This is a genomic window from Variovorax sp. EL159, assembly GCF_900100965.1.
GTDB lineage: Bacteria > Pseudomonadota > Gammaproteobacteria > Burkholderiales > Burkholderiaceae_C > Variovorax.
The window spans coordinates 402,774-417,937 of sequence record NZ_FMUJ01000005.1; the positions used below are offsets into that span (position 1 = coordinate 402,774).

Here is a 15,164-nt window from a genome sequence, read left to right on the forward strand (position 1 = left end):
CTCGCGGTCGCTTCTTTCTCCGACACCATGACCCACACCGAAACCCCCGACCTGATCCTGCATCGCGGGCTGTTCACCACCCTCGATCGTTCCAACCCCACGGCCGATGCCGTGGCGATCAAGGACGGCCGCTTCACCCATGTCGGCCGCTCGCACGACATCCTGCCGCTGGCCGGCAGCGGCACCCGCGTGATCGACCTGCACGGCAAGCGCGTGCTGCCGGGGTTGATCGACAACCACCTGCACATCATTCGCGGTGGCCTCAACTTCAACCTGGAGCTGCGCTGGGACGGCGTGCGCAGCCTGGCCGACGCCATGGGCATGCTCAAGCGGCAGGTGGCCAACACGCCCGCGCCGCAATGGGTGCGCGTGGTGGGCGGCTTCACCGAACACCAGTTCGTGGAAAAGCGCCTGCCGACCATCGAGGAGCTGAACGCCGTCGCGCCCGACACGCCGGTTTTCATCCTGCACCTGTATGACCGCGCGTTGCTCAACGGCGCGGCGCTGCGCGCGGTGGGCTACACCAAGGACACGCCCGCGCCGCCCGGCGGCGAGATCGTGCGCGACAGCGCCGGCAACCCGACCGGCCTGCTGCTGGCCAAGCCGAACGCGGCCATCCTCTACGCCACGCTGGCCAAGGGGCCGAAGCTGCCCTTCGACTACCAGCTCAATTCCACGCGCCACTTCATGCGCGAACTCAACCGCCTGGGCGTGACCGGCGCCATCGACGCGGGCGGTGGCAACCAGAACTACCCCGACGACTACCAGGTGATCCAGAAGCTGGCCGACGACGGGCAACTGACGATCCGCCTGGCCTACAACCTGTTCACGCAGAAGCCCAAGCAGGAAAAGCAGGACTTCCTGAACTGGACCGCTTCGTCGAAGTACAAGCAGGGCGACGACTACTTCCGCCACAACGGCGCGGGCGAGATGCTCGTGTTTTCCGCCGCCGACTTCGAGGACTTCCGCCAGCCGCGCCCGGACATGGCGCCCGAGATGGAAGGCGAGCTGGAAGAGGTGGTGCGCGTGCTGGTGCAGAACCGCTGGCCCTGGCGCATGCACGCCACTTACGACGAGACCATCAGCCGCTCGCTCGACGTGTTCGAGCGCGTCAATCAAGACACGCCGCTGGCCGGCCTGAACTGGTTCTTCGACCATGCCGAGACCATCTCCGACCAGTCGATCGACCGCATCGCGGCGCTGGGCGGCGGCATCGCGGTGCAGCACCGCATGGCCTACCAGGGCGAGTATTTCGTCGAGCGCTACGGTTACGGCGCGGCCGAGGCAACGCCGCCTGTGAAGCGCATGCTCGAAAAGGGCGTGAAGGTTTCGGCAGGCACCGACGCGACGCGGGTGGCTTCGTACAACCCGTGGGTGTCGCTGTCGTGGCTGGTCACGGGCAAGACGGTGGGCGGCATGCAGCTCACGCCGCAGCGCAACCTGATCGACCGCGAACAGGCGCTGCGCATGTGGACCGAGAACGTCACCTGGTTCTCGAACGAAGAGGGCAAGAAGGGCCGCATCCAGGCCGGCCAGCTCGCCGACCTCGTGGTGCCCGACCGCGACTTCTTCGCCTGCGCCGAATCGGAAATCGCCGACACCACGGCGCTGCTCACGATGGTGGGCGGCAAGGTGGTCTACGGCGCCGGCCCCTTCGCCGCGCACGACGAAGGCGCACCGCCGCCGGCCATGCCCGACTGGTCGCCCGCGCGCACCTTCGGCGGCTATGCCGGCTGGGCCGACACGGCCGAGGGCGCACCGATGCAGAAGGTGTTGCGCAATGCCGCCGCGGCATGCGCCTGCGCCAACAACTGCAACGTGCACGGCCACAGCCACGCGACGGCCTGGAGCAGCAAGCTGCCCATTGCCGACCTGAAGAGCTTCTGGGGCGCGCTCGGTTGCGCCTGCTGGGCGGTGTGATGACGACGCGCTGGACCACCTCACCCGCGCTGCGCTGGGTCGCCTTGCTCCTGCTGTGCGCCGCCTATCTGCAAGGCGGGCTGAACAAGGCGATGGACTTCGACGCGGCCCTGGCCGAAATGAACCACTTCGGCATGTCGCCGGCCGGCCCGCTGGCCGTGGCGGTCATCGTGCTGGAGCTGGGCGCTTCGGCGCTGATCCTCACCGGCCGCCTGCGCTGGCTTGGCGCGCTGGCGCTGGCCGGCTTCACGCTGATGGCGACCTTCGTGGCGCTGCGCTTCTGGCAGATGCCGGTCGGGCAAGAGCGCTTCATGGCGGCCAACTCGTTCTTCGAGCATCTCGGGTTGGTCGGCGGCTTTCTGCTGGTCGCCTGGCACGACCTGAAGGAGCGTGCCCATGTCTGACACCTCACACGGCGCCACCGCGCCGGCGGCACCGCAACCCGGCGCCTTCGCACCGCTGCGCCAGCCGGTCTTCGCGGTGCTCTGGGCCGCCACCGTGCTCGGCAACATCGGCAGCTTCATGCGCGACGTGGCCAGCTCGTGGCTGGTGACGGACCTGTCCGCCAACCCGACGGCGGTGGCGCTGATCCAGACGGCCGCCACGCTGCCAGTGTTCCTGCTGGCGATCCCGGCGGGGGTGCTGTCGGACATCCTCGACCGGCGGCGCTTTTTGATCTTCGTGCAGCTGGTGCTGGCGGCGGTGAGCGGCTCGCTGCTGCTGCTCTCGCACGCCGGCGCGCTCACGGTCGAATACCTGATCGCGCTGACCTTCGTGGGCGGCATCGGCGCGGCGCTGATGGGGCCGACCTGGCAGGCGATCGTGCCCGAGCTGGTGCCGCGCGCCGACCTCAAGGGCGCGGTGGCGCTGAACTCGCTGGGCATCAACATCGCGCGCTCCATCGGGCCGGCGGCGGGCGGGTTGATCCTCGCGAGCTTCGGCACAGCGGCCACCTACGGCGTCGACGTTCTGAGCTATGTGTTTGTGATCGCGGCGCTGCTGTGGTGGAAGCGCCCGGCGCCGGCGGACAGCGGCCTGTCGGAGAACTTCTTCGGCGCCTTCCGTGCCGGCCTGCGCTACACGCGGGCCAGCAAGGAGCTGCACGTGGTGCTGCTGCGCGCGGCGGTGTTCTTCCTGTTCGCCAGTTCGGTGTGGGCGTTGCTGCCGCTGGTGGCGCGCCAGATGCTCGGCGGTAGCGCGGGCTTCTATGGCGTGCTGCTCGGCGCTGTGGGCGCGGGCGCCATCGGTGGTGCGCTGGTGATGCCGCGCCTGCGCGCCCGGCTCGGCGCCGACGGCATGCTGCTGCTGGCGGCGTTGCTCACGGCCGCCGTCATGGGCAGCCTGGTCTTCGCGCCGCCGCAATGGCTGGCGGTGCTGCTGCTGTTGCTGCTGGGCCTGGGTTGGATCGTGGCGCTGACCACGCTCAACGGCGTGGCGCAGTCGATCCTGCCGAACTGGGTGCGCGGGCGCGGGCTGGCCGTGTACCTCACGGTGTTCAACGGCGCGATGGCGGCCGGCAGCCTGGGCTGGGGCCTGGTGGCGCAGCAGATCGGCGTGCCGGCCACGTTGGTGGCCGGAGCGGTGGGGCTCGTGGTGGCCGGGCTGGTCTTCCATCGCGTGCGGCTGCCGTCCGGCGAGGCCGACCTGCAGGCCTCGAACCACTGGCCCGAACCCTTGCTCGCCGAGCCCGTGGCGCATGACCGTGGGCCGGTGATGATCCAGGTCGAATACCGCATCCGCAGGGACGATCGCCCGGCCTTCCTGCAGGCGATGAAGCGCCTGTCGCAGGAGCGCCGCCGCGACGGTGCCTATGCCTGGGGCCTGCACGAGCACACGGCCGACGGGGAGCGCGTGATGGAGTGGTTCCTCGTCGAATCATGGGCGGAGCATCTGCGCCAGCACCACCGCGTGTCGCAGGCCGACGCCGACCTGCAGGGCGAGGCGCTGCGCTTTCACATCGGGCCGGACAAGCCCGAAGTGCATCACTTCCTGGCGCTCTGACTTTTTCCTGTCTCCCTTCTTGCTTACCTTCCTCCTTCACACCACTGGAAAACCATGACCACACTCACACTGCGCGATGGCACCGAGCTCTACTACAAGGACTGGGGCTCGGGCCAACCGATTCTCTTCAGCCACGGTTGGCCGCTCAGCGCCGACATGTGGGACGCCCAGATGCTGTTCTTCGCGGAGCGCGGCTACCGCGTGATCGCATTCGACCGCCGCGGCTTCGGCCGTTCGAGCCAGCCATGGACGGGCTATGACTACGACACCTTCGCCGACGACATCGCCGAGCTGATCGAGAAGCTCGACCTGAAGAACGTGATCCTTGCGGGCTTCTCGATGGGCGGCGGCGACGTCACGCGCTACATCGCGCGCAAGGGCAGCGCGCGGGTGGCCAAGCTGGCGCTCATCAGCGCGGTGACGCCGCTCTTCATGAAAACGGCCGACCACCCGGTGGGCCCCGACGCCTCGGTGTTCGCAGGCATCCGTGCCGGGCTGGCGGCCGATCGCCCGCAGTTCCTCGACGACTTCAGCACGATCTTCTACGGCACCAACCGCCCCGGCGCCAAGGTGTCGCAGGGCGTCTTCAAGCAGACGCTGCAGATCGCGCTGCAGGCGTCGATCAAGGCCACCATCGACTGCGTGACCGCGTTCTCTGAAACCGACTTCCGCCCCGACATGGCCAAGATCGACGTGCCCACGCTCGTGATCCACGGCGACGACGACCAGGTCGTGCCCTTCGAGGCCACCGGCAAGCTGGCGGCCGAGATGATCGAGGGCAGCCAGCTCAAGGTCTACACCGGTGCGCCGCACGCCACCTGCACCACCCACAAGGACCAGGTGAACGCCGACCTGCTGGCGTTCATCCAGGGCTGATCGCCGGCTGGCCATGGGCGGGCTTGGGCCCGCCGTCGTCAGGGGCAGTGCCGGTGGCGATAATCCTGCGATGCGAATTCGCTTTACCAAAATGCAGGGGGCCGGCAACGATTTCGTCGTACTCGACGAAACGCGCGGCACGCTGGGCCTGACCGCGGCGCAGTACCGCTTTCTGGCCGACCGCCATTTCGGCGTCGGCGCCGACCAGATCCTCACTGTGCGGCCCTCGCCGGCCGAGGGCATCGACTTTCAATACGTGATCCACAACGCCGACGGCGGCGAGGTGGAGCAGTGCGGCAACGGCGCGCGCTGCTTCATGCGCTTCGTGAGCGAACACAAGCTGACCGACAAGACCGAAGTGCGCGTGCAGACGCTGGCCGGCGTGATCGCGCCGCGCATGGGCGCCGACGGCCGCGTGACGGTCGACATGGGCGCGCCGGTCTTCGCGCCGGAGCGCGTGCCCTTCGACACCGCCGGGCTCGACCCGCAGCCCGAGGGTTCGTGGCAGAAGTGGCACCTTGCCCTTGGCACCCGTGCGGGCAGCGCTATTGTTTCGGTAGCGGTGCTGTCGATGGGCAACCCGCATGCGGTGCAGGTGGTCGACAACGTCGACACGGCGCCGGTGGCCGAGCAGGGCCCGCAGATCGAGCACCACCCGCGCTTTCCGCAACGGGTGAACGCGGGTTTCATGCAGGTGGTCGACCGCACGCACGTCAGGCTGCGGGTGTTCGAGCGCGGCGCCGGCGAAACGCTGGCCTGCGGCACGGGCGCCTGCGCGGCGGTGGTGGCGGGCATCCGGCTCGGGCTGCTGGAGCGCCGGGTCGATGTGCAGACGCACGGCGGCATCCTCACGATCGAGTGGCAGGGCGAAGGCCAGCCCGTGCTGATGACGGGCCCGGCCACCACGGTCTTTGAAGGCGACATCGAGGTGCCAGAACTGCCATGACTTCCTTCACGAACAACAACGACGCCAACAACGCCATGAACCCGATCACCGAAGACGACATCGCGAACTACCTGGCGAACACGCCCGACTTCTTCGAGCGCCATGCCCAGCTGCTGGCGCAGGTGCAACTGACCAGCCCGCACGGCAACCGCGCCGTGAGCCTGCAGGAGCGCCAGGCCGAGATGCTGCGCGAGAAGATCAAGGCGCTGGAGCATCGCCTGATGGACATGGTGCGCCACGGCACCGAAAACGTCGTCATTGCCGATCGCCTGCAGCGCTGGACCAGCGGCCTCTTGACCACGCGCGACCCGCGCAGCCTGCCGTACCGCATCGCGGTCGACCTGCAGTCGCTGTTCCTGGTGCCGCAGACGGCCATCAAGGTGTGGGACTGCGGCAGCGAATACCTCAACGAAGCCTATGCCCAGTGGGTGAGCGACGACGTGAAGGCGCTGGCCACCTCGCTGACTTCGCCGTACTGCGGCCTCAATTCGGGCTTCGAGGCGGCCAACTGGCTGCCCGAGCCGGCCGCCGCGATGTCGATCGCGCTGATTCCGCTGCGCCCGGACGCTGAATCGCCGGCCTTCGGCCTGCTGGTGCTGGCATCGCCCGACGCGCAGCGCTTCAACGCCGAGATGGGCACCGACTTTCTCGAGCGCATTGCCGAGCTGGCCTCGGGCGGGCTCTCGCGGCTGCGTCCTTGAGCCGCCCGCGCTGGTTGCGCCGGCCCTGGCAGGTCGTGCTGTTCGGCGGGCTGCTGGCCGGGGTGGCCGTGTACGCGGCCATTGCGGCGGTGGTCTGGCAGCGCGCCGAAGCGGTGCTGGGCAACCCGCCGCAACGGGCCGCCGACGCGGCGCTGATTCTGGGCAACCGCGCCTACCTCGACGGCAAGCCGAATCCCTGCCTGACAGGGCGTGTCGACACGGGCATCGCGCTGGCACAGGCGGGGCTGGTCAGGCAACTGGCCTTCTCGGGCGGCGTCGATACCGAAGACGGCCGCATCGAGGCCGAGGTGATGCAGCAGCATGCGAATGCCGTGGGCTACACCGGGCCGCGGCTGCTGGAGCCGGTGTCGTCGTCCACGCGGCTGAATCTCGCGCTGTCGACGCCGCTGCTGCAGGCCGCCGGCGTGCGCAGCGTGATCGTGGTGTCGGAGCCCTATCACCTGTGGCGCATCGAGCGGCTGGTGCGCATGAGCGGCTTCGACAAGACCTTCGACGTGCAGTACGCCGCCGCGCCCACCTCGTGCTGGCGCACCTGGGGCATGCTGTTCAAGGGCGCATTGCGCGAGCCGGCCGCCATCATCAACAATGCCGGCCATGGCTACCTCTTCTGAGCCTGCCGCGCCGGCTTCATCGGGCTGGATCGACAAGTACCTTGAGCACGTGCGCGTCGAGCGCCGTCTCGCGGCGCGCACGGTCGAGCTGTATGCCTTTCACCTGCAGTCGCTGACCGCCCACGCGGCCGACGCCAACCTGCCGCTCGACCGGGTGCAGACCGCCCACATCCGCCGCTGGATGGCGCAGCTGCACAGCGCCGGGCGCGAGCCGCGCGGCATTGCGCTGGTGCTGTCGTGCTGGCGCAGTTTTTACCGCTGGCTCGGCAACGAAGGGCTGATCGGCTTCAACCCCGTGCAGGACGTGCACGCGCCCAAGGCCGGCCGCCCGCTGCCGAAGGCGTTGGGCGTGGACGACGCGGTGCGCCTGGCCGAGCTGTACGACCCCGAAGCCGATCCGTGGACCGAGGCGCGCGACAGTGCCATCGTCGAAGTGCTGTACGGCTGCGGCCTGCGCGTGAGCGAACTCACCGGCCTCGATGCGCAGGCGAGCAACACCGCGCGCGGCTGGGTCGACCTCGACGCGCTCGAAGCCAACGTGCTGGGCAAGGGCAGCAAGCGCCGCATCGTGCCGATGGGCGGCAAGGCGGCCGAGGCGGTGCGCGACTGGCTCGCGGTGCGCGACGAGTGCGCGGGTCTGACGACCGCCCGGCTGCACGACGCGAACGCGGCGGCCGCGCTCTTCATCAGCGCCAAGGGGCTGCGCATGTCTTCGCAGGCGGTGTGGAAGCTGCTGCGCGAACGCAGTTTCAAGGCCGGCCTGACCGCACCGGTGCATCCGCACATGCTGCGCCATTCCTTCGCCAGCCACGTGCTGCAGTCGAGCAGCGACCTGCGCGCGGTGCAGGAGCTGCTGGGCCACGCCAACATCGCGACCACGCAGGTCTACACGCGGCTGGACTTCCAGCATCTGGCCAAGGCCTACGACGCGGCGCATCCGCGTGCACAGGCGCGCCCGGAAGCGGCACGCCCGAAGGCCGAACCGAAAACGACTCACAAGAACACGAGCAAAGAATGAAAACCCTTCGACTCAAACCGGGCAAAGAGCGCTCGATGCAGCGCCGCCATCCCTGGGTTTTCGAATCCGCCATCGCACGCGGCGGCGCCGATTCCGGCGAGACGGTGCGGGTGGAATCCCATGACGGCACCTTCCTGGCGTGGGCTGCCTTCAGCCCGCTCTCCAAGATCCGTGCGCGGGCCTGGAGCTTTGTCGAAACGCAGCGCATCGATGCGGCGTTTTTCGTCACGGCCTGCGCGCGTGCCGTTGCCGCCCGCGGCCTGTTCGACCTGCAGAGCGATGGCGTGCGCCTGGTGCACGGCGAGGCCGATGGCCTGCCGGGCCTGATCGTCGACCGCTATGGCGACACGTTGGTGGCGCAGTTCCTGTCGGCCGGCGTCGAGCGCTGGAAAGACGTGCTGGCCGACGCGCTGCTCCGAGCCACGGGCCTGACCAAGCTGTATGAGCGCTCCGACGCCAGCGGGCGCGAGCGCGAAGGCCTGAAGCCGGTCACGGGCTGGCTGCGTGGCGAAGGCCCCACCGAAATCACGATCCGCGAACATGACTGGAAGCTGTCGCTCGACATCGCGACCGGCCACAAGACTGGCTTCTATCTCGACCAGCGCGACAGCCGCCAGCGCTTTGCCGAGCTGGCGAAGCACCGGCGCTTCAAGCGTGTGCTCAATTGCTTCTGCTACACGGGCGGCTTCACGGTGGCGGCGCTGGCGGGCCTGAAGGCCGCGGGCGCGCTCGAAGGCGCGGAACTGGTGTCGGTCGATTCGTCGCAGCCGGCGCTCGACCGCGCACGCGGGCACCTGGCGCTCAACGGTTTCGGCGGCGAGGGCTCGGGCATCAAGGCGGAGTTTCTCGATGCCAATGTCAACACCGTGCTGCGCGAGTTCATCGACCAGGGCCGCACCTTCGATGCCATCGTGCTCGACCCGCCCAAGTTCGCGCCCACGGTGGCGCATGCCGAGCGTGCCGCGCGGGCCTACAAGGACATCAACCGCCTGGCGCTGAAGCTGCTGGAGCCGGGTGGCGTGCTGCTGACTTTTTCGTGTTCGGGCGGCATCAGTGCCGATCTGTTCCACAAGATCGTGGCTTCGGCCGGGCTCGATGCCGGCGTGGACGGCTACATCGCCGAGCGCTTGGGCGCCGCGCCCGACCATCCCATGACCATCGAATTTCCTGAAGGGGAGTACCTGAAGGGGTTGGTGGTGGTCAGGAAGCCCGCCTGACTCTCGCTTAACCCCATCACCAACGCAACTCAGTGGCATTGGCTAAACTGCCCGGCCACGCCTTTTCGCCCCTTTTTCCCGTTTTCCGCTTCCGGAGCACCTCTTCATGGCCCTCATTCCCGCGACCATCCTCACCGGCTTTCTCGGCTCGGGCAAAACCACCTTGCTCAAGCGCATCCTGACCGAGGCCCATGGCCAGAAGATCGCGGTCATCGAGAACGAATTCGGCGAAGAGAACATCGACAGCGACATCCTCGTGACCGAGTCGAAAGAGCAGATCGTGCAGATGAGCAACGGCTGCGTCTGCTGCACCATCCGTGAAGACCTGCGCGAAGCGCTGCAACTGCTGGCCGCCAAGAAGCGCCAGGGCCTGCTGGACTTCGACCGCGTGGTGATCGAGACCACCGGCCTGGCCGACCCCGGCCCGGTGGCGCAGACCTTCTTCATGGACGACGAGATCGCCGAGAGCTACCTGCTCGACTCGATCCTCACGCTGGTCGATGCCAAGCATGCGCCGCAGCAACTGAACGACCGCCAGGAAGCACGCCGCCAGGTGGGTTTTGCCGACCAGATCTTCATCAGCAAGAGCGAGCTGGTGTCGGCGGAAGAGACCGAAGCGCTGATCCATCGCCTGAAGCACATGAACCCGCGCGCGCCGCAGCAGAAGGCGCATTTCGGCGACGTGCCGTTGAAAGACATCTTCGACCTGCGCGGCTTCAACCTGAACGCCAAGCTCGACATCGACCCCGACTTCCTGAAGGAAGACGACCACGACCATCACGACCATGACCACGCGCATGGAGAACATTGCGATCACCCCTCGCACAAGCACGAAGGCCACGGCCACCATCACCACACCGACGATGACGTGAAGAGCTTCGTCTACAAGGCCGACCGCGCCTTCGACCCGGCCAAGCTCGAAGACTTCCTGGGTGCCATCGTCAACATCTACGGCCCGCGCATGCTGCGCTACAAGGGCGTGCTGAACATGAAGGGCACCGAGCGCAAGGTGATCTTCCAGGGCGTGCACCAGCTGATGGGCAGCGACCTGGGCCCGGAGTGGGGCAAGGACGAGGCGCGCCAGAGCCGCATGGTGTTCATCGGCATCGAGCTGCCGCGCGAAATCCTCGAGCAGGGGCTGGAGCAGTGCCTGGTCTGACGGACTGCTTGCGCTGATAGGAATGAAAAAGGGCGCTGACCGCGAGGTCAGCGCCCTTTTCTATTCAGGGGAAACCTGGGCTCAGTTGCCCGCGCCCGGCGCGCCCAGCGGCTTGCCGTTGACCTTCAGGCTGCCTGCGCTGAACTCGACCTGCGCAGTAACGTCGTCGCCATCGCGCTTGACGAAGCCCTTCTGCTCGCCTTGCTCGACCAGGCCCGCCACCATTTCGGGCGGCGGCGTCTGGCCGCTTTCGGCGCCGGTCTCGGCCAGCTTCTCGAGCCACTTCATCGGCAGCCGCGCGTTGGCCTTGAACACGCCGCGCTTCATCATCAGCGCGGTGCCGGGGGCTTGCAGGTCTTCGTCGGTCACACCGGTCAGGCCGGCGGTGTAGCTGATCTCGGCGCGCTTGCCGTCGATCTCGACCAGCATCTTGTCGAGGCCGAATTCGGGGCTGTACTTGGCCATGGCCTTGATGTCGGGGGCCAGCTGGTCGGTCAGCGCCTTGATGGCTTCCTGCGAGGCCTTGCTGCCGCCCTTGCCGCAGCCGTTGGCGGCGCCGGACTGCATCCAGGCGTCGGCCAGCTTCTTGTAGCCGGCGGCGTGGATGTTGCGGGCGCTGCTGCCCACCTCGAACTTGTCGATCTTGGTCTCGCCGATCTTGCCGCTGCCCTTGAGGGTGCCGCCCGATGCATACAGGCCGTCCTTGATGGTGGCCTCGCCGATCAGGTCGATGCCTTGCAGCAGCACGGTCGGCAGCGCCTTGTGCTCGCCGCCGGAGGCGGTGCCCAGGCCCTTGGGGGCCGCGAATTCGAGCGAATCGAGCCGGCCTTCGGTCTTGCCGGTGGCCAGGATCCAGCCGGCGCTGCTGTCCATGTCGGCCTTGACCGCGAGCTTGCCCATCTTCATGGTCACGCCGCTGCGGGTGTCGCTGAAGTCCAGGCCCGGCATCGTGAGGTCGTAGCGCACCTGGGTGCGTGCCGCGTTCACTTCCATGCGGGCCTGCGCGCCTTGCCAGGTGAACTGGCCCTTGCCGTCTTCGGCCAGCTTGGCGGGCGCGACCGTCATGTCGGTCGTGAAGGCGCCGCTGAAGCCGACCTTGGTGTGCGCCGTCAGGGGCTTGGCCTTGCCGAAGAATTTCTCGACATTGGCTTGCGTCTGGGCGTCGAGCACCAGTTCGCTGTCGATGGTGGCGGCAGCCAGCGAGCCGCCGGCCAGCGGGCCGTGGTGGATGGTGTCGCGCAGGGTGATGCGGAAGGGCTTGAGCGGGGCGGTGTCGGCTTCGGCGTCCTTGTTGTCTTCGTCGGCGTCGGCGTCGGCTTCTTCGCCTTCCGCGGGCTTGGCGACGGGGGCCGGCGCGGCGGCAGCGGGCTCGGGGGCGCAGCCGATTTCCAGGGTCACGGTGCTGACGGCACCGAGGAAGCCGCGGTCGTAGTTGCGCTCGACCACGCGCACCATCGCGGTCTGCTTCGGCAGCTCGTCGAAGGCGGTGTCGTAACGCGACTTGATCTGCGAGGCGGCCCACCAGGTGCTGCCGCCATAGGCGACGGCGATGGCCGCTGCCAGGACTCCCAATACTGCTTTCTTGCTCAAGACTTGCTTTCTTTTGTCGAATGATCGGATGGGCCCGCGCCGCGAATGGGCATGGGCATGCCTGCGTTGCCCTCTCCGACAACGCGGGGCGATGCTAACGGACTCGGTCGTCGTGGCCATGGCGTGCCTGCGTGTCCGAGTTCTCTATACAATCGCGCGCCTGTTCCGGCAGCCATGTTCCGTCCCGATGGACAAGATGTGACTTCCGGCACGGGGCGCCGCACGTTTCTGGTGGGCTTTCGGGGGTATAACCCCGGGGTTCGCCACTGGCGAGCACCCCGACAACGTGGAGCCCGCACGGCCTGAAAGCCGCAGTGGCTCTCATGGGAGGAGACACCCAGTGAAAGCGCGTTCCAGTTCGTTCAAGGAGCCAGTCACCGTGAAGAAACCCGCCGCAAAGGCCACGCCAGCAACCAAGCCCGCCGCAAAGAAGGCGCCGGCTGCGAAGGCTGTACCCGCGGCGAAAAAGGTTTCCGCCACTGCACATGGTCCTGCCGCGAAGGAGAAAAGCGCGCCATCCAAAAAGCCCGCAGCACCACCGGCCAAGGCCGCGACTGCTGCAAAGAAGCCCGTCAAGCCTGCGGCCAAGACCGCAGCAGGTGCGGGTCCATCGTCATCCAAACCCGTCGGCCGCCCTGCTGCCGTTCCTTCTGCCCCCCCGATCCCCATGAAAAAAACGGCTGCCGCCTCCTCTCCCGCCCCGGCGACACCCTCGATGCCCGCTCAAACCGCCACGCCCGCACCCGCTGCACGTGGTGGCCGCGTGTCCCGGCTGTCGCAACTGACCGTCCCTTCGATGCCGCAATCGGTGGCATCGACCGCCGCCAAGTCCAGCTTCTCGCAAGCGCCTTCCACCGCGCTGGTGCCGCCGCCGCCGCTGGCCGTCAAGAAAGACCCGAAGCTGGCCAACAACTGGAAGGCCAAGTCCGCCGCCGAGCTGAGCGATGCCGAAGTCATCGCCATGCCCGACGACGAGTACATGAATGAAAAGCAGATGGCGTTCTTCCGCCTGAAGCTGGTGGAACTCAAGCGCGGCATCCTCGAGAACGCCGGCGAAACCACCGAGCACCTGCGCGAAGACACCGTGGTCGTGCCCGACCCGGCCGACCGCGCCACCATCGAGGAAGAGCACGCGCTCGAACTGCGCACGCGCGACCGCGAGCGCAAGCTGCTCAAGAAGATCGAGCAATCGATCCAGCGCATCGACGCCGGCGACTACGGCTACTGCGACGAGACCGGCGAGCCCATCGGTGTCGGCCGCCTGCTGGCCCGCCCGACCGCCACGCTGTCGCTCGAAGCGCAGCAACGCCGCGAACTCAAGCAGAAGATGTTCGGGGACTGATCGACAGGAAGGTGGAAAGAATCCTGCCCGTTCGATAGTCTTCACCGCATGGCAAAGGAAGAATCGGGCCGCCTTTTTTCCAAGGTGGCCAAATTTGTTCGCAATCCGCTCAAGGATTGGTCGGAGCTGGATGCGCCTTCCTCGGATTCCTCGCTGCCCGAGCAGACCTACAGCCGGGAGATGCTCAAGGAGATGATCGAGCGGCGCCAGCGCAACGACTTCGTGCGCCGGCGCGAGTTCGACATGCTGCGCAAGCTGCGCCAGCGCGAAGCCGCCGCCCATGCCTTCGAAGCGACGGTCACGCCGTCGTCCTTCAACATCAACAGCTCTTCCGAAAAATCGGAGGGCCGCGCGCTCACGCTCAAGAAGATCGACGAGATCGAAGAGCAGATGTCGCAGCAGTGGTGGAAGGGGCGAGGCCCCAACGGCGAAACGCTGGTCAATCCGCCGCCCGAGGCCGGCGCCGAGACGCTGCCGCCCGTGCACACCGACGACCTGCTCGAAGGGCAGGCCGAGCGCACGCCGGCACCGCCGGCAGTTGCTGCCGCCGCGGTGGCGTCGGGCAGCGCGCCGGCCGTTGCCGGCAGCGGCGACGTGCCGCTGATGTCGTCGCGGCTCGCGCACGATGGCGCGCTCGAAGAGGCGGTGATCCGCTTTGCGCATGGCGACGATGCCGGCGCCGAGGCCATCCTGCTGCAGGCCCTGGCCTCCGAGAGTGCCCCGGCCTCCAGCGGCGAGAACGATCCCGCAGCCGAGCGCGACGACAGCCGTTGGCGCGCCCTGTTCGACCTGTACCGCGCGACGGGCGATGCCGCCAAGTTCGCGGCCGCCCGCATGCGCTATGCGCAGCGCATGAAGCGCATGGGCCCCGACTGGGTGTCGCTCGAAGAACTGGCCCGCAGCGTGAAGGCCGTCACCGCCAGCGAAGACGCTGGCGCGGCAGGCGAGGGTGGCAGTGCCGATTGGGTCAGCCCCGCGCGCCTGGCGCGTGAAGGCCTGATGGCGCTCACGCGGGCGCTGTCGAAGGCCGGGTCGGTCTGGACGCTCGACTGGCGTGGCCTCACCGGCATCGAACCCGATGCGGCTGCGCCGCTGCGCGTGCTGTTCACGCACTGGGCCGATTCACCGGTGCAATTGCGCTTCATGGGCACCGCACAGCTGCTGGCGGTGCTGTCCGAGGCAGCGCCCAACAACGAGCGCGGCACCGACGACATCTGGTGGCAACTGCACCTGGCGGCGCTGCGCATGATGCACCTGCCCGACGATTTCGAGCTGGTGGCGCTCAATTACTGCATCACTTACGAGGTGTCGCCGCCTTCGTGGCAAGACCCCCGCGGCGAGTGCACCTCGCTGGCCGCGCCGCCGGCGAGCCGGCCCAGTTCGGTGTGGTCGCTGCTGTCCGTCGGCGGCGATTCCGAAAGCTTTCCGTCCACCGACAGCGGTTTTGCCGCGCTGGCGGGCGATCTGCGCGGTGATTCGCTCTCGTGCTGGCAGCGGCTGGACAGCGACCTGCGCCACACCACGGCACCGGTCATTTCCTGTGCTGCGCTGGTGCGCATGGACCTCACCGCCGCGGGTACGCTGCTGAGCTGGGTGCGCGCGCGCGACGCCAACGGCGAGCGGGTGCAGTTCGTCGACGCACACCGCCTGATGGCCGCGCTGTTCAACCTCATCGGCATTGCCGACCACGCCACCGTGGCGGTGCGGAAGAACTAGCCTTCAGGCTTCCTTGCCCCCTGTTGCGCAGGGGCGGTGCGAGCGG

The 15,164-nt window shown here is 67.9% G+C and carries 13 protein-coding genes; 12 read left to right on the plus strand and 1 reads right to left on the minus strand.

The genetic code is table 11. The features are described from left to right. The first annotated feature begins 27 nt into the window (after positions 1 to 27). The 10 genes from BLQ28_RS22825 to BLQ28_RS22870 all read left to right on the plus strand — a co-directional run bounded on the left by BLQ28_RS22825 (position 28) and on the right by BLQ28_RS22870 (position 10,470). Entirely contained in the window at positions 28 to 1,920 is a 1,893-nt protein-coding gene (locus BLQ28_RS22825; RefSeq protein WP_176801202.1) for an amidohydrolase, read from the plus strand. After that, complete coding sequence (locus tag BLQ28_RS22830) at positions 1,920 to 2,324, plus strand: DoxX family protein (protein ID WP_093245527.1); 405 nt, start codon at positions 1,920 to 1,922, stop codon at positions 2,322 to 2,324. Before BLQ28_RS22825 ends, BLQ28_RS22830 begins: the two co-directional genes overlap by 1 nt. After that, entirely contained in the window at positions 2,317 to 3,921 is a 1,605-nt protein-coding gene (locus tag BLQ28_RS22835) for an MFS transporter (protein ID WP_093244851.1), read from the plus strand. Before BLQ28_RS22830 ends, BLQ28_RS22835 begins: the two co-directional genes overlap by 8 nt. A gap of 54 nt (positions 3,922 to 3,975) precedes the next feature. Beyond that, positions 3,976 to 4,797, plus strand: coding sequence for an alpha/beta fold hydrolase (locus BLQ28_RS22840; protein WP_093244854.1), 822 nt, complete (start codon positions 3,976 to 3,978; stop codon positions 4,795 to 4,797). A gap of 70 nt (positions 4,798 to 4,867) precedes the next feature. Continuing rightward, complete coding sequence (gene dapF / locus BLQ28_RS22845) at positions 4,868 to 5,743, plus strand: diaminopimelate epimerase (protein ID WP_093244856.1); 876 nt, start codon at positions 4,868 to 4,870, stop codon at positions 5,741 to 5,743. After that, positions 5,740 to 6,444 carry a DUF484 family protein gene (locus BLQ28_RS22850; RefSeq protein ID WP_093244859.1) on the plus strand — a complete coding sequence of 235 codons (705 nt, stop codon included), beginning with the start codon at positions 5,740 to 5,742 and terminating at the stop codon, positions 6,442 to 6,444. The genes dapF and BLQ28_RS22850 overlap by 4 nt, the downstream gene beginning before the upstream one ends. Then, entirely contained in the window at positions 6,441 to 7,076 is a 636-nt protein-coding gene (locus BLQ28_RS22855; RefSeq protein WP_093244862.1) for a YdcF family protein, read from the plus strand. The genes BLQ28_RS22850 and BLQ28_RS22855 overlap by 4 nt, the downstream gene beginning before the upstream one ends. Continuing rightward, positions 7,060 to 8,094, plus strand: a complete 1,035-nt coding sequence (locus tag BLQ28_RS22860; protein ID WP_093245529.1) for a tyrosine recombinase XerC — start codon at positions 7,060 to 7,062, stop codon at positions 8,092 to 8,094. Before BLQ28_RS22855 ends, BLQ28_RS22860 begins: the two co-directional genes overlap by 17 nt. Then, complete coding sequence (locus BLQ28_RS22865) at positions 8,091 to 9,311, plus strand: class I SAM-dependent rRNA methyltransferase (RefSeq protein WP_093244865.1); 1,221 nt, start codon at positions 8,091 to 8,093, stop codon at positions 9,309 to 9,311. Before BLQ28_RS22860 ends, BLQ28_RS22865 begins: the two co-directional genes overlap by 4 nt. A 106-nt stretch (positions 9,312 to 9,417) precedes the next feature. After that, entirely contained in the window at positions 9,418 to 10,470 is a 1,053-nt protein-coding gene (locus BLQ28_RS22870) for a CobW family GTP-binding protein (protein ID WP_093244867.1), read from the plus strand. 81 nt (positions 10,471 to 10,551) lie between these two features. Here BLQ28_RS22870 and BLQ28_RS22875 read toward each other — a convergent pair whose 3' ends face one another. Continuing rightward, positions 10,552 to 12,060, minus strand: a complete 1,509-nt coding sequence (locus BLQ28_RS22875; protein ID WP_256327421.1) for a YdgA family protein — start codon at positions 12,058 to 12,060, stop codon at positions 10,552 to 10,554. A 715-nt stretch (positions 12,061 to 12,775) separates the two neighbouring features. Between BLQ28_RS22875 and dksA the strand changes: the two genes are divergently transcribed. Beyond that, positions 12,776 to 13,402 carry an RNA polymerase-binding protein DksA gene (dksA, locus tag BLQ28_RS22885; RefSeq protein WP_093244875.1) on the plus strand — a complete coding sequence of 209 codons (627 nt, stop codon included), beginning with the start codon at positions 12,776 to 12,778 and terminating at the stop codon, positions 13,400 to 13,402. A gap of 48 nt (positions 13,403 to 13,450) precedes the next feature. Continuing rightward, the gene (locus BLQ28_RS22890; RefSeq protein WP_093244877.1) at positions 13,451 to 15,118 is read left to right on the plus strand and encodes an STAS domain-containing protein; all 1,668 of its coding nucleotides are present in this window, start codon (positions 13,451 to 13,453) and stop codon (positions 15,116 to 15,118) included. Positions 15,119 to 15,164: the final 46 nt, after the last annotated feature.